Source organism: Marinobacter sp. 2_MG-2023 (genome assembly GCF_030546935.1).
Lineage (GTDB): Bacteria > Pseudomonadota > Gammaproteobacteria > Pseudomonadales > Oleiphilaceae > Marinobacter.
Genome location: NZ_JAUOPH010000002.1, coordinates 575,465 through 595,978, shown reverse-complemented (window position 1 = coordinate 595,978; position 20,514 = coordinate 575,465). Strand labels below are relative to the sequence as shown.

The window sequence follows — 20,514 nt, the reverse complement described above, 5'->3', positions numbered from 1 at the left end:
ACAACAATGGAGAATCCCACCAATGACAATAAAAACCCACCAATGGCAGCAGTGGATCAAACTTCCGCTGGCTGTAGCTGTTGCAGCGGGAATGTCCGGACAAGCAACTGCTTATTCCTTTTATATCGGGGGCGTGGACGCCGCTTTTGACACCACACTGTCGGCCGGCGCTGGCTGGCGTACCGAATCTCAGGACAAAAGGTTGATCTCACAAGGCAACCTTGGGCCACAGTATGCCAACTCATCTGTCGGTGCGTCCTCCAACAACTTTGATGACGGTAACCTCAATTTCAACAAAGGGGACACTTACTCCAAGATCATCAAAGGTAACAGCGACCTCTTCCTCAGCTACAACGTGGACAGCGACACCCTGACTCGCGTCGGCGGTTTTGTTCGCGGCCGATACTGGTATGACTTTGAGTTGAAAGACGAGAACAGGGCTGTGGACCCTGTTGGTCAAAGGCGCGAGTTGAACAGCGCGGTAAAAGACAACGCCTCTGGCGGTGAAATCCTCGACGCGTACGTGTTTTCAGACTGGTATTTTGGCGATGTGCCGGTCAGCCTCCGCTATGGCAAGCAGGTCGTGAGCTGGGGTGAGAGCACGTTCATTCAGGGCGGCATCAACACCATCAACCCGGTTGATGTTCCAGCCTTCCGTGCACCTGGTTCTGAACTGAAAGACGCTCTGCTTCCCGTAGAGATGTTCTACGCATCAGCCGGTATTACCGAAAACATCACCGTGGAAGGCTTCATTCAGACAGGTTGGGAACCCGTGCGCCCGGACGACTGTGGCACCTTCTTTTCGACCAACGATTTCGCTGCCGAAGGTTGTGGCCCTGTACTCCTTGCAGGCCAGTTACCAGACTCGCAAGCATATGCTCAAGGCTTTATCACCCCTCGCCTGGGGGACCAGGAAGCGGATTCCAAGGATCAGTTTGGTGTGGCCCTGCGCTGGTACGTCCCTGAGCTGAATGATGCTGAAATCGGCTTCTACTACATCAAATACAATAGTCGTCTGCCATATATCAGTGGTGTGTCGAACAACCCGTCGTCCCCGCTTCCGACCCAGCAGAACGACCCAAGTAAGGATTTCACGCAGTTCCCGAGTTACTTCGTAGAGTATCCAGAGAACATCAACCTCTATGGCATCAGTATCAACACCACGATACCGGGCGGCTGGTCTCTGGGTGCTGAATACAGCTTCCGGGATAACCTGCCGTTGCAGTGGAGTGCTTTCGAAATGATCTTCGGTGGCTTGCAGCAGCGCGGGCCGAATGGCGAAGTACTCAGTAAGCTGGAACAGCAACGCCTGGATGAATCGAACAACGCTAACCTGGCAGGCAAGTCAGTAGACGCCTACGACCGTTTCAACGTTTCTCAGGCACAGTTCACTCTGGTGAAGTTCTTCGATCAGGTTATGGGTGCCAGCCGCCTGTCATTGATCACTGAATTCGGGGCCACCTACGTTCATGATCTCCCGGGCAAGGATGAAGCGCGTTATGGTCGCTCAGGTACCTTCGGCATCGGCACCTTGCCGCTGGAGGGGCCAAACTTCACCGGAGACTTCTGTACCGCCGGCGCTAACATCAATTCCACCTACTGTAACAACGATGGTTTTACCACATCCTTCTCCTGGGGCTACAGGACCCGCCTGATCTGGAATTATCCGAACGCCATTGCTGGCATCAACCTTTCTCCGCAACTGGCCTGGAGCCACGATGTTGAAGGTTATGCGCCGCAACCTGGCGGCAACTTCAAAGAAGGCAGCAAGGCCATTGGCCTGTCACTACAGGGTGTGTACCAGAACCGCATAACAGGCTCCATCGGCTATACAAACTTCTTTGGTGGCAAACCGTTTAACGAATTAACAGACCGTGATTTCGTGAATGCGAGCATTTCCTACTCATTCTGACTCAGACTGAATTCGTTGAACGAGGACATTTGAAATGAAATTGAACAAGCATTTGCTGGCTACCAGCATTATGGTCGCAACCCTGTTTGCTGGTAACGCTTTGGGCGCCGTTTCTGAAGAACAAGCGGCCAAACTCGGTGACTCGCTCACCCCAATGGGCGCCGAGAAAGCGGGCAACGGAAATGAAATTCCAGCCTGGGACGGCGGCCTGGCAACGCCACCTGCTGGCTATAAAGACGACGGTGTCTACGTGAATCCGTTCCTGGACGAGAAACGGCTCTTTACCATTGATCAGAGCAACGTGGAGGAGTACGCAGACAAGCTGTCTCCCGGCCAGATTGCCATGATCAATCGCTACGACGGTTACGTGATTCCAGTGTATAAAACGCATCGTTCCGCCGTGTACCCGGAAAAGGTCATGAGCGATACCGTTGCGAACGCCACCACCACAGAGCTGATCAAAGACGGAAATGGCCTGGGTAACTATGAGACGGCGACGCCTTTCCCCATTCCTCAGAATGGCCTTGAAGCCATATGGAACCACATCACCCGTTACCGCGGTGGTTCCATTCAGCGTAACTCCGGGCAGGTGGCTCCGACGGAAAATGGCGCCTATAGCGTGGTGAAGTTCCAGGACGAACTGACGTGGAAAACCTACCTGAAGGATTACGAGCCCGGGCAGGCTGAAAACGTGCTGTTCTATTTCAAACAGGCTATTACCGCACCGGCGCGTCTGGCCGGTAACGTCCTGCTGGTCCATGAGACCATTGATCAGGTTAAAGAGCCGCGTAGTGCATGGATCTACAACGCCGGCCAGCGCCGGGTTCGTCGTGCACCGCAGGTAGCCTATGATGGCCCGGGTACTGCGTCAGACGGCCTGCGCACCTCAGACAACTTCGACATGTTCAACGGCGCACCCGACCGCTACAACTGGGAGCTCGTTGGCAAGAAGGAAATGTACATCCCATACAACTCCTACCAGTTGGTCGATCAGGACCTGAATTATGACGAGATCGTCAGGGCTGGCCACATCAACCAGGAACTGACTCGCTATGAGCTGCATCGGGTATGGCATGTGCGCGCAACCTTGAAGGACGGCGAGCGCCATGTCTATGCCAAGCGAGACCTGTACATAGATGAAGACTCCTGGCAGGCATCGATCATTGATCACTACGACGGGCGAGGAGAGCTCTGGCGCGTTGCTGAAGCACACAGCATGCAGTTTTACGATCAGGCGATCCCCTGGTATGCGATCGAAAGCCTCTACGATCTACTGTCTGGTCGCTACCTGGTGCTGGGCTTGACGAACGAGGAAGCCAACCCATTCACTTTTGATGTTGAGCGTATGTCCCGTGACTTCACACCTGCTGCTTTGCGTCGCGCGGGTACTCGTTAAGTCGTGAATTCCGGGTTCTCCCCCGTTACAGCGGAAAATACTACTTTTGATCACCGCTGTTTTCGGGGGGATTACAGCAGTGCCTGGAATTTTTTATCGCCCTAGCCGAGGCGTCTAACGATGCAATTTTCATAGCTATACCTTTTAGCAGATCGGCCGAAGAAACTTCGCTTTAATTGAATCTCATATGCCCAGTACGATTTGTACTGTCCGCTTCTTCAATCACATGCGGTAACCTGTAGCATTAGAGTCACGGCGGACACCAATCAGGAAACCCATGCCCGAACACGCAACCATCACCCCCGGCTTTCACGCCGTTCACGCCAACCATCTGGAAGACCTGCGCCGGGCCGTGGTGTTTATCTGCCAGCAGAGCCCGCTGCCGCCGCTGCAGAGCGAGACCTTTCTGGTGCAGAGCAACGGTATAGCCCAGTGGCTGAAGCTGGCGTTGGCGGAAAAGCCTTCAGACGATGGCAGTGAAGGCGGGCTGGGTATTGCCGCAGGTATGGATTTTCTGTTCCCGGCGCGGTTTATCTGGCAGGCCTACCGGGCCGTATTGCCGGATGGTGAAGTGCCGGAGCAGTCTCCTTTCGACAAACGCAGGCTGGTGTGGCGGCTTTACCGGCTGCTGCCGGAGCTGGTTCATACCGGTGAAGTGTTCAACCCGCTGGCGCGTTTTCTGGAAGGCAGCGATACGGATCTGCGGGCGTTCCAGTTGGCTGAGAAAGTAGCGGATCTGTTCGACCAGTATCAGGTGTTCCGCGCCGACTGGCTGGCAGCCTGGGAGCAGGGCCGGGATGTGGTGATCAGCGCCCGTGGCGAAGAAAAACCCATTGCAGAAGACACTCGCTGGCAGCCGAGGCTTTGGCGCGAGTTGGTAGAAGACACAGGTGCGGAATCCCACACCAGCCGGTCGCAGATTCATACCCGGTTTATGGCCGAAGGCCAGCGCATCTCGGCACCCGCGCACCCCGGCCGCCTGCCCAGGCGCATAGTGGTCTTCGGGGTATCCTCGCTGCCAAAGCAGGCGCTGGAAGCACTATACGTGCTCAGCCGCTTCAGCCAGGTGGTGCTCTGCGTTCACAACCCGTCGCAGTTTTACTGGGCGGACATTGTCAGTGACCGCGAGCTGTTGAAAGCCGAGCGCAAGCGCGGGGCCAGTCATCCAACCCTGTCAAAGATCGAGGATGCCGATCAGTTGCACCAGCATGCGAATCCACTGCTGGCAGCCTGGGGCAAACAGGGCCGGGACTACATTCGCCTGCTGGACGAATTCGACAATCCGGATGAATACCGCAGCAGTTTCCAGACGCCGGATCAGAAAATCGATATTTTCTCGGAGCATGGCACAGGGCAGGCCAGGTGTTTGCTGCACCAGCTGCAGAACGACATTTACAACCTGACCCCATTGCAGGAAATCCGCGATGAACAGCGAGAGCTGGATCTTCACGGGGATCATTCCGTCGTCTTTCACGATGCCCACAGCCCCCAGCGGGAGGTGGAGATTCTGCACGATCAGCTGCTGGCAGCGTTTAACGCAGACGCCTCTCTGAGGCCCAGGGATGTGATGGTAATGGTGCCGGATATCAACGTTTACGCACCCCATATCCAGGCGGTATTCGGGCGCTACCCTGCAGGGCAGAAACGCCATATTCCCTTTACCATTTCCGACCAGGGTCAGCGCAATCACGAGCCAGTACTGATTGCGCTGGAGACACTCATGTCGTTACCCCGCAGCCGGTTCGGGGTGAGTGAAATCATCAGTTTGCTGGAAGTGCCCGGCATTCGTGACCGGTTCGAAATTACCGAGGAAGAAATCCCTCTGGCCCGGCGCTGGGTTGAAGGCGCCAACATACGCTGGGGGCTGCACGGTGCCCACCGGGAAAGCCTGGAATTGCCGGCTCATCTGGAGCGAAATACCTGGCAATCGGGCCTGCGTTCCATGTTGCTCGGGTACGGCATGGGCGACGACGAGCCCTGGGCAGGTGTTCAGCCCTACGGTGAAATCGGGGGGCTGCAAGCCAGCCTGGCGGGGCGGCTTGGCGAGTTTGTGTTTCGCCTGGAGACCCTGTGGCATGAGCTACAGGCGAGCCGAGCACCTCAGCAATGGGAAGCCTTGTTCTCTGCCATGCTGGAGCAGTTTTTCCACAAGGTAGAGGGCCACGATCTGTTGCTGCTGAACCGCTTCCGCAGGCAGCTGGAACAGTGGCTCGATAACACCCTTGCCGCAGGGCTGGATCAGCAACCCCTGCCTTTGAACATTGTGAAAGACGTTTTGTTAGAGGGCCTCGATGAAGGCGGCCTTAACCAGCGTTTCCTTGCGGGCAAGGTCAACTTCGCCACCCTGATGCCCATGCGTGCGATTCCTTTCCGCAATGTGTGTCTGCTGGGCATGAACGACGGCGACTACCCGCGCTCACGACCACCGGTTGATTTCGACCTGATGGCTCAGGATTACCGCCCGGGCGACCGCTCCCGCAGAGAAGACGACCGTTACCTGTTTCTGGAGGCCATGCTCTCCGCCCGCGAACAGTTTTACATCAGCTGGGTAGGGCGCAGCATCCGCGATGATTCGCCACGACCACCCTCCGTTCTGGTGGGCCAGTTGCAGGATCATCTGGATAGCCTCTGGCACCTGGAAGCACAGCCAGGCGCTGCTGTAACTGCAGCCCTCACCACCTGCCATCCGCTGCAACCGTTCAGCCGTGACTATTTCCCCCAGGTTCAGCAGGCTCGCAGCCTGTTCACCTATGAACATGAATGGCGCAGCGCTCACAGAGACGAGAGTGCGGAGCAGGAAGGGCAGCAAGGAAATCAACAAACAGCCCTGCCATACCAGCAGCCCGAAGAGCCCATCACCCTGAACGACCTGGCGGGTTTCCTGAAAAAGCCTGTGGATACCTTCTACCAGCGCCGCCTGCAGGTGCGCTTCGAGGATGTAGAAGACGAGGATACAGATAACGAAAACTTTGATCTGAATGGTCTTGATCGCTGGCGCCTGGATACCGAACTGATCGAACAGGGCCTGCTGAAAGCCAGTGATGAAGAAGACCTGCACGAGCGTCTGCAAACTACGCTGGATCGTATGGCACGGCGCGGCGACCTGGGTATGGGCGTGACAGAACACAGGCTGCGCAACGAGCTGTCCGGCCGTCTGCCGGATCTGTTTGGGCGTTATCAGAGCGCGCTGGCCGAATGGCCTGAAGCGATCACGGAACCCCTGCCGTTTGAATACCGCTTCGCTGACACAACCGGCTCCGTGGAAGTGCTGGATCTGATTGGTGACCTGCGCCGCAACCATGAAGGCAAAAACTGCAGGCTGATTATCGCCGGATCCAGCCTGCTCAGCGGCAGCGGTAGCAGCAAAAAACTGCGCTACGCCAATCTGATGCGGGACTGGGTGATTCATCTGGCCGGACAACTGACGGAGCAGCCTTTTGAAACCCTGATTCTGGGCAAGGAAGAAGGCCGTAAGGTACGCTTTGCCTCCCTGCCAAAGGAAACGGCAACCAAGCATCTGGACGCCATACTGACCCACTGGATAGAAGCCAGCACCCGGGCCCTGCCGCTGCATGCGGAAGCCGGTTTTGCCTGGATTTACAGCTTCTACCAAAGCAAGAAATTCCTCGGCGACCACGAGCGCGCCATCAGTGACGCGCAGCAGGCATATACCACAGCTCTGGAACGGGACACCGGCTACCTGCGCGGCGCCTTCGACAGTGCTGAAGCCCTGATGCAAAGCGGCGAATTCGAGGCACTGCTGCACGTACTCTACGTGCCTTTGTGGGAAGCCGAACAGGACAAGTCAGCCGCCGGCCAGATCGAGGGCAAGCTATGACAACTGTGAAAAATCTGAACCCGAATCTTGATCCGCTGGCACTGCCCCTGAACGGCAGCAGCCTGATTGAGGCCAGCGCAGGTACAGGTAAAACCTTTACCATTGCGATTCTGTATGTGCGTTTGGTACTCGGCCACGGCCAACCCGAAGGCAGCGCCCTGGCTGCCGGCATGCTGCCGCCAAACCTGCTGGTGGTCACCTTTACCGACGCCGCTACCAAAGAACTTCGGGATCGCATCCGCACCCGGCTGACCCAGGCTGCCGAGGTATTTTCCAGTAACGCGGAAAGCCTTCAGCCCACGCCGGAAACAGCGCTGATTCACCAGCTCAGAGACCAAAGCTACCCGGACCCGGCTACCTGGCCGGACTGCCGCAAAAAACTGCTTCTGGCTGCCGAGTGGATGGACGAAGCCGCGGTATCCACCATCCATGCCTGGTGTAACCGCATGCTCACCGAGCATGCTTTCGACAGTGGCAGCCTGTTCCGGCTGACACTGGAAACCGACCAGAGCGATCTGCTGGATGAAGTGGCTCGGGATTACTGGCGCACGTTTATCTATCCGCTGTCGCCGGTACTGATGGATGAAGTACTTGGCCACTGGAAAACGCCGGATAACCTTCGGGCCTCCGTACACAACCTGCTTGGCGATGCCGATTCTCTGGAGCTTGCCACCGATGATGTAAAAGGGGCCATCGAAGCCACTGTGCAGCGGCGCATAGAGCAGGCACAAGTACTGAAAGCCCACCCCTGGGCGGACTGGAAACCCCAAGTAACCGACATGCTGGTGGCGCTCAACAAGAGCAAGCGCCTGCACGGCGGCAGCATGAAGCCGATGATTGCTGCCTGGGACACATCGCTGGACTGGGCCGCATCCGATGTGCTCTACCCGGAAGGGCTTGAGAAAGCGGGTTTCCAGAACCAGACACCGGACATACTGGCCAGCAAACTGAAAGGCGAGGGCGATGTGCCCCACCATCCCGCCTTTGATGCTATCGAAGAGCTGATCGCCTTCGCAGAAAACCTGCCCAGCGCTGAGGCCGACATTCTCCGGCACGCCACCCGCTGGATTGCAGAACGACTGGAATCGGAAAAACAGAAACGCTCGGAAATGGGTTTTGACGATCTGCTCACCCGGCTGGACGATGCTCTTCATGGCCCCCGGGGCGATCAGCTGGCCGCGACCATCCGCCGGCAGTTCCCGGTAGCGCTGATTGATGAATTCCAGGATACGGATCCGGTTCAGTACCGCATCTTCAACCGCATTTACCGGGTCGCGGAGAATCACCCGGATACCTGCCTGCTGATGATAGGCGATCCCAAACAGGCCATTTACGGCTTCCGTGGCGCCGACATTTACACCTACCTGGACGCCCGCACAGGCGCCCGCGATCGTACCTGGACCCTGGGCCGCAACTTCCGTTCGTCCAGACCCATGGTGGCCGCGGTCAACCGGGTATTTGAGCATGGTGACCTGAACAGCCCGGAAGGCGCCTTTCTGTTCGGCAAGGGCGACGCCTCTCCGTTGCCATTTCAGGGGGTAGAAGCCAACGGCACCAAACGCCTGTGGACGGTGAACGGCGAGATACAGCCCAGCCTCACCCTGTGGTCGCTGGAAGGTGATCAGGAAGACAGGAACGGCAACCGTAAAAGCCTGGCAAAAGGCACAGCGACCACGGAAGTGGCTGAAACCTGCGCCAGCGAAATCGCGCGCCTGCTGACGCTTGGCCAGCAAGGGAAGGCAGGATTTGCTCTGGAAGACGCTGCAGATGATCTGGAGCCGGTTGAGCCCAAAGATATTGCCATTCTGGTGAACAACCGCAACGAAGCTGCTGCGGTGCGGGACGCTCTGAGCCAAAGGCGCATAAAAAGTGTATACCTGTCTGACCGGGATTCCGTACTTACCTCCCAGGAGGCAAAGGAAGTACTGTGCTGGCTCAAGGCCTTTGCCGAACCCCGGCAGCTGGCCTATGACCGTGCTGCTCTGGCCACACCTACACTGGGCTTGCCCTGGCGCTATCTGGACCAGCTACTGACCGATGAAATCGCGCTGGAGCGCGAAATCGAACGCTTTATGGGCTATCAGAAACAGTGGCAGACCCGGGGCGTTCTGCCCATGCTGCGCAGCTTTCTGATGGACTTTGAAGTGCCCGGACAGCTACTGCAGCGCCCGGATGGTGAGCGCCGGCTCACCGACATTCTTCACATTGCGGAATTGCTGCAGCAGGACAGCCTGCAACTGGATGGTGAACACGCGCTGGTGCACCACTACACCCAGATACTGCGGGCAGCGGACGAAGAGGACGAGCACCGCACCCTGCGTCTGGAAAGCGATGCTGGTCTGGTAAAAGTCATCACCGTGCACAAGTCCAAAGGCCTGGAATATCCTCTGGTGTTTTTGCCTTTTGGTACCGCCTTCCGCGCCCAGAGTGAAAAGCAGTCGTTTGTGCGTTATCACGACGACAACTCACAATTGATCACTGTGTTCGACCCCACGCCAGAAGATGTTGCCCGGGCCGACCGGGAACGCCTCGGCGAAGATATCCGTAAACTCTACGTGGCCCTGACCCGCGCCCGCTTTGCTACCTGGGTAGGCGTGGCCGATATTGAAAACTGGCACCTGAGCGGCCTGGGGTATCTGCTGGGGGGTGAACCTGCAGCGCAGCACCCCTTGAGTGATGTGCTGAATCATCTGGTGAACGGCTATCCGGAGCTTTATACCGAGCCGCTGCCGGGCGCCAGCGGCCTGGGTTACACAGAAGAAACACCGGCCGCCCTGGGGCCAGCGCGGGTATCGACCCGAGAAGCCAGGGAAGACTGGTGGATTGCCAGCTACTCGTCGCTGGAATACATCGGTCTATCCGGTACCGGCATCGTCTTCGTCGGCGAAGTGGAAGACGCAGAAGCCCAGAACCTGCTGGAAGAGGGCACCCATAATCCAGAGGACGAAGACGCAACCAGTCCGCTCAGCCACAGCCTGCATCATTTCCCAAAAGGCGCCGGGCCGGGTACCTTCCTGCACGATTTACTGGAGTGGTGCGTACAACAGGGCCTGCAACACATTGTCGATAACCCGCTGGAACTGCGCGAACAGCTAACCCGCCGCTGCAGTACCCGAGGCTGGAGCGACTGGGTGGATACTCTGGAACAGTGGATACTTGCGCTCATCCGCCAGCCGCTACCGTTAAGTCGCAACGGCAGTGAAAGCGCCAGTCTGGCCAGCCTTGGCACTCTGCGCCCCGAGCTGGAGTTCTGGTTTGAAAGCCGCAACGTCAGCACCCGCGCCTTGGACAGCTTGGTTACTCAGCACACCCTCAACGCCGCGGACCGCCCGCGGGTGGATGACGGGCGCTTCAACGGCATGCTGAAAGGCTTTATCGATCTGGTGTTTGAACACAAGGGCCAATATTACGTGCTGGACTACAAATCCAACTATCTCGGCGACAATGACAGCGCATATACAGATCAGGCCATGGGTGAAGCCATACTGGAGAAACGCTATGACCTGCAATACGTTCTCTATCTCCTCGCTCTGCACCGACTGCTGAAAGCACGACTGCCGGATTATGACTATGACCAGCACCTGGGTGGCGCCGTCTATCTGTTTTTAAGAGGCATTAACGCACCGGGCGCCGGGGCGTTTACCGACAAGCCGCCCAGAGTATTGATTGAACAGCTGGATGCGATGTTTGACGGCAAGGCAGCCTCCGGGGAGGTGGCAGCATGAGCAAAACCCGGAATACCGACAACCAGTTTGCCTTTGATCTGGAGCCACCAAAAGATGTGGACACGGCGCCCCCTGTTTCCGTCGCCCAGGATAGCGGCACCGGAATTAATCGAGTGAACACCAGACTGGCACTGAGCCAGACAGGCACCTTACTGGAGCTGTTGGATAACTGGGAGCAGGCCGGCTGGATCCGGCCGCTGGATGTGCGCTTTGCACGGCTGATACAAGACCTGTCAGAAGAGCAGGGTGAGGCGCCACAACCGCTGGTTCTGCTCCTCGCCGCAATGACGTCCCATCAGGTGGGTCGGGGCCATGTGTGTGTGGATCTGGCAACCCTGCTGGCCGATGCAGACAGCACGCTTGCACTGCCTCCTGAGGACCCGAAAGGAGCCTCTGTTTTCAACGATCCGGAAAGCACTGAGATGAACCGGACCGGACCGGGCGAGCTTCTTGCCGAAACATCCACACAAGAGTGCCTATCCGCTCTTGGCAATGCTTTTGCAGTAAGTGATGGCTCACATACAACGCCATTGGTGTTGAACGGCACCCGCCTTTATCTGCGCCGCTTCTGGCGTTATGAACAGCAGATTGCTGCTGGTATTCTTCAGCGCCTTGCCCAGCCATCCGCCGTCGCCGACCCCGCTGTCCCGGCCGCCATCACCCTGAGCCAGGCACTGGATACACTCTTTAAACCACAGGGTTCTGCCGGTTCACCTGTGGACTACCAAAAGCTTGCCTGCGCCCTCGCAGCCCGCAACCGTTTTGCCGTCATTACCGGTGGTCCGGGCACAGGAAAAACCACCACCGTGGTGAATTTGCTGGCAGCCCTGCAGTCCGTCGCCGGTGAATCCACAGAACGAAACGGCCGCAAATACCGTATCCGCCTTGCTGCACCCACCGGCAAAGCGGCAGCGCGACTGAACGAATCCATCGGCGGCGCCGTCAGCCGTTTACCTCTGGACAAGCTGCCAGGGAAGGTGTCGCAGGCGGACATTCCCACCCGGGTAACTACGCTGCACCGTCTGCTGGGCAGCCGCCCGGATACCCGCAAATTCCGCCACAACCGCGACAACCCTCTGCTGGTGGACATTCTGGTGATTGATGAAGCATCCATGGTGGACCTGGACCTTATGGCGTCGGTATTTGATGCCCTGCCCGCCAACGCCCAGTTAATTTTGTTGGGTGACAAAGACCAGCTGGCCTCGGTAGACGCCGGCGCGGTGCTGGGCGAACTTTGCCAGCGCGCAGCAGACGGACATTATCAGCCAGCAACGGTGCAATGGGGGCAGTCCATCACCGGCACCGACATACCGCCAGATTTACAGGACAACGAAGGCCAGCCACTGGATCAGGCTGTCGCCATGCTCCGCAAGAGCTACCGCTTTGCCGAAGGCAGCGGTATCCGCCAGCTTGCCGAGGCGGTCAACACCAACACCTTGAGCGCCAGCACCCTTGAACAGGCCCGCAACGCAGGATTCGAAGATGTGGTGTGGCTCAATGGCCACACCGGAAAGCCCTCACTGGAAACTACTCAGGCGCTGATATGCGGCCATGCGGTTACTGGCAGCCCTCAGGCCTTCCGTAATCAGGGAGAAGGGCGCATTGAAGGTAATGGTCAGCCACTACCTCCACCAGTGGGTTACCGACATTATTTAACGCTGATGCAGAATCACAACCTGAACAGCAACAGCTCCAGGGAACAATGGGACCAGTTGGCGAAGACGGTATTGCTGGCCTTCAGCGACTTCCAGATACTCTGCGCCCTGCGCCGGGGCCCCTGGGGTGTGGAAGGGCTGAATGAGCTGATTGCCCATCACTTGCTGGCGCAACGGCTGATTCCACGCGCTGAAGGCTGGTATGCCGGGCGCCCGGTGCTGATTACCGGCAACGATTACAACCTGGGGCTGATGAATGGCGACGTAGGCATTACCTTCAGCCTGCCAGTCCATGGGGACCCACGGAGCACCAACAACAAGCAGACAGCGTTGCGTGTAGCCTTTCCTGCCAGCGATGGCAGCGGAACCATCCGCTGGATATCACCCAGCCGGCTGCAGCAACTGGAAACTGTGTACGCCATGACTGTGCATAAGTCCCAGGGCTCTGAATTCAATCACACCTGTCTGGTACTGCCTGACCGCCTGAGCCCCGTACTCACACGGGAACTGGTCTATACCGGCATCACCCGCGCCAGGAACTGGTTCAGCATGATAACCGGCGATGCCAGCGTGTTCAGCGACAGCGTTGGTCAGAGGGTGGTCCGCGCCTCCGGGTTGGCGTCGGTGCTGATTAATGGCCTGGCTGAGAGCCCAGGCTCTGCTGAACCCTCAGAATGACGAATTCCGCCGGACGCATCGGAGCGAAACCTACCATCAGGTTAACTCGGCCCAGGTCAATATCGCTCTGCGTCGTGGTGCTGGAATCGCAGCGCACAAACCAGGCATCGGACGCCTTGGCCCCCTGGAATGCGCCCTGTTGAAACAGGTTCTGCATGAAAGCGCCGGCGACTGACCGTATCTGCGCCCACAAATGCTCGCCATTAGACTCGAACCGGGCAAACTCCAACCCTCGGGTCAGGCTTTCTTCGATAGCCAGCGCGGCACGGCGGACGGGGGTATATTTATATTCGTTCTCGCCCGAGTTCTCAAAACCGGCCATGGTACGAGCCCCCCAGATCATCACACCGCCCGGGAGTTGCCGCAGCGTGTTGACCCCCTGAGGATTCGTTATGCTGATATCGGAGTTCGAAATGAAATACTCTAACCCTGTCACACCCAGAACAGATGCGCTCTTACCCGCCGGCGCCTTCCAGACGCCGCGCTGCGCATCGATCCGCGACATAATGCCCGCGACAGTTCCAGCCGGATCAATGGGTAACGCCGAATAGGCCGACAGAATTCGAGGCCAGTAGATGCCTGCATGGTCGGTAACAGCCCCCGTTCGCAGTGCAGCTACTCCAGCAGCGGCATCAGCGGCTGTTTGCCAGTCACTCCGGGGATCAACTATCAAGAAGGCCCGCTGGCGCTGACAAAATACGCTGGCGCTTGCCCATAATGGCTGCCGCTGGTCATCTGTCTGCCCAAATCCACGAGGCAGTACCAGCAAGTTGAAGAGTTCGACTTCCGATGCGACCACACGGAATGCAGTTTCGTAGTCTGCCAGTTCAGGAATGCCGCCGGCCTCACTCCCAACACGCACGATGATCGCCTCATCCCCCCTATTGAGAAAAAACTGTTTTACCTGCAGCGCCATCTCGCCATAGGAAAGATCACCACCGAAGATCCGTTCAAATTGGTCAAGCCTGTGGATAGTGGTCGGGTGGTTCAGATTCCCTTCAAGGGCCATACCGATAAAGAGCGTGATCGAAGTCGGCACACCTGCTATGGCTCTCAATCCTGAGGATGTTTCCTGGACATAAACACCCGGGTATCTTGGGCGTGGTGGCATAATCTCGCTCCCTGCAATCAATCCATCGAACAGCTTGAATACACCATAGACCAGAATTGTGCACCAGACATACCACTAAACGCTCTCCTCGCCATCGCTATACTGCTGCTGCAGCCACAATCTGGCGTAATAGCCATTTTGCGCCAGTAACTCGCTATGGCCGCCGCTTTCCACGATCCGGCCGTGATCCATGACAAGAATCGTATCGGCGTCGCGCACGGTGGACAGGCGATGGGCGATAACCAGGGTAGTGCGCTGCCGGCTAACTTCGTTGAGCGCCTCCAGAATCGCCTGTTCAGAAATGGAGTCGAGTGATGAGGTGGCCTCATCCAGAATCAGCAACGGCGGGTTTTTCAACAGTACTCGGGCAATGGCTACCCGTTGTTTTTCCCCGCCGGAGAGTTTCAAACCACGCTCGCCTACTTTGGTGTCGTAACCTTCTGGCAAGCTACGGATGAACTCGTCCAGGCGTGCTTGTTTAGCGGCGAAGTGTACTTCTGCCTCGGTGGCATCTGGCCGACCATAAGCCAGATTTCGATACAGGGTGTCGTTAAACAGCACCGTGTCTTGGGGCACCACGCCAATAGCCGAGCGCAGGCTGTCCTGGCTCACCCCACGAATATCCTGGCCATCAATGGTAATGCTGCCCTTATCCACATCGAAGAAACGGAACAGCAAACGCGCCAAAGTAGATTTACCAGCACCGCTGGCCCCCACAACCGCCAGTGTGTGTCCTGCCGGTATCGAAAAGTCCACATCCTGCAGAATCGGTCGATCTGAACGGTAAGCAAAATGCACGTGATGAAAGCCAACCTCTCCTTTTTCCACAATCAGTGCCGGCGCCCCGGGGGCGTCTTCAATTGCCGGTGCTTCTCCAAGCAAACCGAACAAACGCTCCACGTTCACCAACGCCTGGCGGATCTCGCGGTACACAAAGCCCAGGGCATTCAGGGGAATAAACAACTGCAGCAGGTAAGCGTTGATCATGGTGAAGTCGCCCAAGGTAATAGCGCCACTGGCGACTTCCCTTACGGCCATTACCATCATGGTTATCATGGCCAAACCTATGATGAGAGCCTGGCCGGAATTAAGTGCTGCCAGGGACAGGCGGTTTTTCAGACGGGCTTGCTCCCAGCCTTCCAGGTTCTCATCGTAAAGATCGGCTTCAAATTTTTCGTTATTGAAGTACTTCACGGTTTCGTAGTTCAGCAGGCTATCGATGGCGCGGGAGTTGGATTGGTTGTCGCGGGCATTGGCCTCGCGCACAAACTTGGTTCGCCATTCGGTAACCTTGATGGAAAATACGATATACACCACCACAGCAATGAGAATGGCCAACACATAGCTGGCGTTAAACGCCACCAGTAAAATGCCCGCCACCATCAGTATTTCCAGCAGGGTGGGGACAATATTGAACAGGGTAAAGCGCAGCAGAAAGCTGATACCTGTGGTTCCCCGCTCGATATCCCGGGCTAGGCCTCCGGTTTTGCGATCCAGATGGAAGGCCAGTTCGCGGTCATGGAGATGGCGGAATACCCGCAGTGATACCCGCCGCATGGCGCGCTCGGCAACCCTTGCAAATACGGCGTCCCGAAGCTCACTGAACAGGGTGCTGCCAAACCTCAGGGTGCCATAGGCAACCACCAGCACAATGGGAATCCACAACAACAGCTCGCCTTCACGGCCCTGGTCGAGATAGTCGACAATGTATTTCAGAGCCACAGGCGTTGCGACGGTTGCCAGCTTTGCCAGTATCAGGAAGGCAACAGACAGAGCAACCCGACCACGGAACTCGGCGAGATAGGGCCAGAGGCCGGCGATCACGTTCCAATCGGGTTTATGGTGTTGCGGGTAATCACTGTCGGCATAAGCTCGCACAGGGGAATCCTTTTGCATGACGAAGTTATTGGATACGCGGGGGCAGGCTTTTTAGTCTGGCTGTATGATTAGTCCTTACTTCAAGCGTGACCGTATAGCAGACCAAGTCTACAGCAGCTGATCCCCAGGAGGCACACCATCAACACTCGTCACCGGCAAGCCCTGAAACTCGTTATAGGGTTTATACGCCCCTATCGCAAAGCCGTTGCCGGTGCACTTGTCGCCCTGGTTATCACGGCAGGTATTACTCTTGGGCTGGGTCAGGGCCTTCGAATTCTGGTCGATCAGGGTCTGGCAACAGAATCTGCCGGCAATCTGGCCCGCGCCATGGGGTTGTTTTTTATTCTGGTACTGGGGCTGGCGTTCGGCTCCTTTGCACGCTTTTATCTGGTGTCGTGGATTGGCGAAAGGGTGGTAGCGGACATCCGCAAACAGGTCTTCAATCATCTGATTGACCTGCACCCGGGGTTCTTCGAGCAGAATAGGGCACTGGAAATACAGTCGCGCTTCACCGCCGATACCACGGTGCTGCAGTCTGTGATCGGTTCAACGGTTTCCATCGCCTTGCGAAATGCACTGATGCTGGTGGGTGGGCTGCTATTGCTGTTCATTACCAACGCCAAGTTGGCCGGAATTATTCTGCTCGGCTTCCCCTTGGTGATTGTGCCCATTCTGTTTTTCGGTCGGCGAGTACGGCAGCTTTCAAGGCTGAGCCAGGACAGGGTGGCCGATGTAGGCAGCTACGTGGGGGAAAATCTCACCCAGATTAAAACTGTGCAGGCTTTTAACCATCAGCCTCACGACCGGCGCTTCTTTGCGGAGGTGTCTGAGCGGGCCTTCGACATCGCCCGTGCCCGCATAAAACAACGTGCCTGGCTGACGACTCTGGCTATTTCCCTGGTGATGGGGGCGGTCGGTGTTGTGATCTGGATTGGTGGCCTGGACGTTATCCAGGGCCGCATTAGCCCGGGAGAGCTGGCAGCATTTTTGTTTTACAGCTTGCTGGTAGGCGTTGCTGCAGGCGCCATCAGTGAGGTGATAGGGGAACTACAACGGGCAGCCGGCTCCGCCGCTCGGCTTTTTGAACTACTACAGACGGAACCTGCATTTAACCGACCCGCAGGACTGGCAAACGGATTTCCAAAGCCCATTACCGGGGATATTGCCATCAAAGGCCTGAATTTCAGCTACGCCGGTCGCAGCGAACACCCGGCACTGGCCGATCTCTGCTTACATGTCCGTGCCGGGGAAACCCTGGCGCTGGTCGGTCCATCCGGGGCAGGAAAATCCACGCTGTTTGATTTGCTGCTGCATTTCTATCAGCCCGACAGCGGCACGATTTATATTGACGGTACAGATACCGCCACGGTTTCGCTGGAAGCTCTACGCAGCTGCTTCTCACTGGTGCCCCAGAACCCGACGCTGTTCCATGGCACTGTGGCAAACAACATCCGCTACGCCCGCCCGGATGCCAGCCAGGCCGATGTTGAAAATGCGGCCCGAATCGCTCACGCGCACGAATTTATCAAGAAACTGCCTGAGGGCTATCTGACCCGGCTGGGCGATGCCGGGCTAGGTCTCTCCGGCGGTCAGAAACAACGTCTGGCCATTGCCCGCGCCCTGCTCGCCGACGCGCCCATATTGCTTCTCGACGAAGCCACCAGCGCCCTGGATGCGGAAAGCGAAAGCTTGATTCAGCAAGCCATGCCAGCGCTTACCACGGGCAGAACCACCCTGGTGATTGCTCACAGGCTTGCCACCGTGCGAGATGCCGACCGCATCGCCGTTCTGGATCAAGGCTGCTTGCTAGCGGTTGGCACGCATGAACAGCTAATGCAGGAAAATCAATTGTATCGGCGCTTGGCGCAGCTACAGTTCCGCAGCGAAACGGGTGAATAGTCTGTTTCAGTGCTGGTGCCCGGCACTGGAGCCCGAGGTTGCAGGCCAAAGCCGGCCGCTCCAAACCACGCCCACCGACCAGCGCAGATCGCTTTCTGGCAAGGTCCGATCCTCGGTTACCTCGGTTCGTAGCGCCAGATTGTCTCGCCACTGCCAGTGCCAAAATGCGGTGTAACGCTCTGGATCGTGATCCTCGGGATTCGCAAGACCTGAATCAGTGGCCAGAACCGGCGCAGCAGCGCCCACCAGATGATTGTCGGTTGTAAGCCATTCTCCTCTCAGGCCCACAATATGACGGCGCCACTGCACATAGGGCTGCACCCAGCCACCGAACTGATCACTATCCACACTGGCCTCGCGTCCAGTAGAGTCATGCAGAATTCCGTCCATATCCATTTGCATCAGCTCTGCTTCTACGCCCCATTGCCAATGCGGTTGGGGGTTGTAACGAAGGGCTCCGTGGAGGCCGGCGATGTCTGTATCTCCGGTAAAGCGGGTATCAGGGAACGGAGTCGCTGTTACGCCAGGCGGAGCCACCGGGGTATGCGTATGAGTTCCACCGTAGCGGTGGTCCGCCCTCGAACTGGCAGACGCCCGGTAAAACCAGCCACCCCCGGAAAGGCTAAGTCGCTCTCCCTGCCACCGATAACTGGCAAATATGTCCCAGTTGGTGTCTCCGGTATCGGTGGCTGGAAAGGCCTTACCGCGCCAGAGCTCGACACCCGCCGACAGGCCTGCCGTTTCATGCCACCAGAAACGCACACCTTCATCGTGGAAGTCGCGGCCAAAAAACACGTCATTGACCAGGGGCGTATCGCTGATCCAGCGATCAGCTGCGTGGCTGGACAGGCTCGGAGAAAAAACTGCCGACATTTTGCCCGCTTCCAGTACCCAGGGGCCGGTGGCATCGCAACAGACATAGCCCAAGTAGGCGTGTTGCAGTTCCACCTCGTCGCTATGGTCATCTCCACCGCCATGACTGCCGATTTCGATGACCCCGAACACCCGCTCATTGATACGGGAACCCAGCGACACCATCGCTTCATCAACACTGACACCTTTCTCCTGGGGCCAGGCATGTCCACCCATCATGGTTCCGGGGATTTGCCAGAATTCGTATTCATCAACAAGACTGGAAGAGCGCCAGGTTGCCACCACACTGGCGCTCACTTCCAACTGAGCGTCTTCGGGAATGTAGTGCGCGTAGCCCGTAACCGGCAACAGCAGCGCCAGCAAGAGACAGAAACGAATCATGGAATGAGATCCTTATTGGAATTATCGGTCCAGGGGTTTGCAAATCGGGGATTGGTAACAAAGGCTTGGTCCGTCAGGGACTCCAGAAAGGCCACCACATCCTGAATTTCGTCCTCCGTAATCGGAAACGAAGCGATGAAACCGTCTTTTAAGGGATTCATACGACCATCGCCCGCATTGGGCGGGGATACTCTAAGGCGGCCACCGGCGGCGTAGTTACGGATCACATCCTCTAAAGTGTCGACCGAGCCATCGTGGTTGTATGGTGCGGTCAGCGCCACGTTTCTCAGACTGGGAGCACGGAACTGTCCCATATGATCCGCCCTCCCGGTTACCTCATGGCGGCCGGTATTCGGTTCCGGGTAAGCACCAAGACCGTCAATATTGTAGAGCCCGGTATTGTGGAAAAGCAGAGTGTTATAGGTAGTCAGGCGGTCTGTAGTGGCGTCGGTAAAGTTATACCCGGCATGGCAGTGGAAACACTCAAGCCTTTCGCTGTTGAATAACCGTTCCCCTCGCAGCGCCGCAGCAGACATAGCTCCGCGATCGAAATCACTGTCGAAAGAGCTCAATCCACGTACAAAAGAGGCAAGCGCCTTAACCACATTGTCCCAGGCCAGATCATCGAATAAGGGATCAGCCTGATCCGGGAATGCTGCGGCAAACAGACTTGCGTACTCAGGTTCCGCCTGCAAGCTACGGAGCACCTGCTCATGATTGCCCTCGTTCAGCCCGTGCTCGATGGGGTCATCGCCAAACAGAGGGATCATGATCTGTTTTTCAATGGTGCCAAGGCTGGGGTTGGCCCAGGTCAGGGTATTGTTCCAGGCAACATTCACCAGAGCCTGACTGTTCCTCGGGTGACGTTCCCCTGTCGCGCCGGAAGCCTGAGCCAGACCATCACTGAACGCCTTGTCCTGATGATGACAGCTGGAACAGCTGATCGTGCCATTGGATGACAAGCGGGTGTCATAGAACAGATGCCGCCCAAGCTGGAATTTTTCTTCCGTCATGGGGTTATCTTCAGGTTCCCGGGGCAGGGGAATGTGCTCGGGAAGCCCCCAATCAAAACTGGAAATCCGGGCACCCTGATCGTCCACCGTGGTTTGGCTCTGTTCCAGGCAGCCACTCAACAGTATCAACAGGACAACACCGAAAGCGGGCCGGC

10 protein-coding genes are annotated in these 20,514 nt (G+C 57.3%); 6 read left to right on the top strand and 4 right to left on the bottom strand.

Translation table 11 applies throughout. From position 1 onward, the window contains the following. Positions 1–22: 22 nt before the first annotated feature. From Q4501_RS06480 to recD, 5 genes are all read left to right on the top strand, one after another. The gene (locus tag Q4501_RS06480; RefSeq protein WP_303595205.1) at positions 23–1,912 is read left to right on the top strand and encodes a DUF1302 domain-containing protein; all 1,890 of its coding nucleotides are present in this window, start codon (positions 23–25) and stop codon (positions 1,910–1,912) included. 34 nt (positions 1,913–1,946) lie between these two features. Further along, a complete protein-coding gene (locus Q4501_RS06475; protein ID WP_303595203.1) occupies positions 1,947–3,308 on the top strand; it encodes a DUF1329 domain-containing protein in 1,362 nt (453 codons plus the stop codon). 277 nt (positions 3,309–3,585) lie between these two features. Further along, a complete protein-coding gene (gene recC / locus Q4501_RS06470) occupies positions 3,586–7,146 on the top strand; it encodes an exodeoxyribonuclease V subunit gamma (protein ID WP_303595201.1) in 3,561 nt (1,186 codons plus the stop codon). Next, complete coding sequence (gene recB, locus Q4501_RS06465; protein ID WP_303595199.1) at positions 7,143–10,871, top strand: exodeoxyribonuclease V subunit beta; 3,729 nt, start codon at positions 7,143–7,145, stop codon at positions 10,869–10,871. Before recC ends, recB begins: the two co-directional genes overlap by 4 nt. After that, positions 10,868–13,204, top strand: a complete 2,337-nt coding sequence (gene recD, locus Q4501_RS06460) for an exodeoxyribonuclease V subunit alpha (protein WP_303595198.1) — start codon at positions 10,868–10,870, stop codon at positions 13,202–13,204. The genes recB and recD overlap by 4 nt, the downstream gene beginning before the upstream one ends. Here the strand turns inward: recD and Q4501_RS06455 are convergent. Then, entirely contained in the window at positions 13,158–14,315 is a 1,158-nt protein-coding gene (locus Q4501_RS06455; protein ID WP_303595196.1) for a phage tail sheath subtilisin-like domain-containing protein, read from the bottom strand. The genes recD and Q4501_RS06455 overlap by 47 nt on opposite strands. 75 nt (positions 14,316–14,390) lie before the next feature. Further along, positions 14,391–16,193, bottom strand: a complete 1,803-nt coding sequence (locus Q4501_RS06450; protein WP_303595195.1) for an ABC transporter ATP-binding protein/permease — start codon at positions 16,191–16,193, stop codon at positions 14,391–14,393. Between the two features lie 162 nt (positions 16,194–16,355). Here Q4501_RS06450 and Q4501_RS06445 point away from each other — a divergent pair, with 162 nt between their 5' ends. Beyond that, positions 16,356–18,092, top strand: a complete 1,737-nt coding sequence (locus tag Q4501_RS06445; protein WP_303595488.1) for an ABC transporter transmembrane domain-containing protein — start codon at positions 16,356–16,358, stop codon at positions 18,090–18,092. Positions 18,093–18,098: 6 nt separating this feature from the next. Here the strand turns inward: Q4501_RS06445 and Q4501_RS06440 are convergent, their stop codons facing one another. Beyond that, the gene (locus Q4501_RS06440; protein ID WP_303595193.1) at positions 18,099–19,346 is read right to left on the bottom strand and encodes a hypothetical protein; all 1,248 of its coding nucleotides are present in this window, start codon (positions 19,344–19,346) and stop codon (positions 18,099–18,101) included. Next, positions 19,343–20,488 (bottom strand): methanobactin export MATE transporter MbnM, encoded by a 1,146-nt coding sequence (locus Q4501_RS06435; RefSeq protein WP_303595190.1) that lies wholly within the window; start codon positions 20,486–20,488, stop codon positions 19,343–19,345. Before Q4501_RS06435 ends, Q4501_RS06440 begins: the two co-directional genes overlap by 4 nt. Positions 20,489–20,514 lie beyond the last annotated feature (26 nt).